1 protein-coding gene is annotated in these 267 nt (G+C 37.8%); it reads right to left on the bottom strand.

Annotated elements, in window-relative coordinates:
- Nucleotides 1-230: hypothetical protein (locus AAEY83_RS15595; protein WP_351060388.1), on the bottom strand; the 230-nt coding region annotated here is incomplete at its 3' end.
- Nucleotides 231-267: the final 37 nt, after the last annotated feature.

The following is a 267-nucleotide window of genomic DNA, read 5'->3' as shown; positions in this document are numbered from 1 at the left end:
CTGCTTACCTGTTGCACATTTTTAACCACTAAGTATAAGCTAGCTGGCAAGGTTAAGCTCAAACCCAGTACTGCAATAGTCATTAACGACGCTAGAGGTGTACGCCACATTTCACCTAAGCTATGTACGCCTTGGCGAAAAATATTAATAATAAAAAAATAACCGCCAGCAAATACTGTTTTTTTTTGTTTATCGTTACTATTTTGACGACTTTTAAAAAGTAAACTCATAATGCGCCCTCGGCTAACGGATCTTGAATCATACGAC

Source organism: Psychrobacter sp. TB20-MNA-CIBAN-0197 (assembly GCF_040309765.1).
GTDB classification, from domain to species: Bacteria; Pseudomonadota; Gammaproteobacteria; order Pseudomonadales; family Moraxellaceae; genus Psychrobacter; species Psychrobacter submarinus.
The sequence above is the reverse complement of the archived record's forward strand: the minus strand, read 5'-3'. Positions and strand labels throughout refer to the sequence as shown.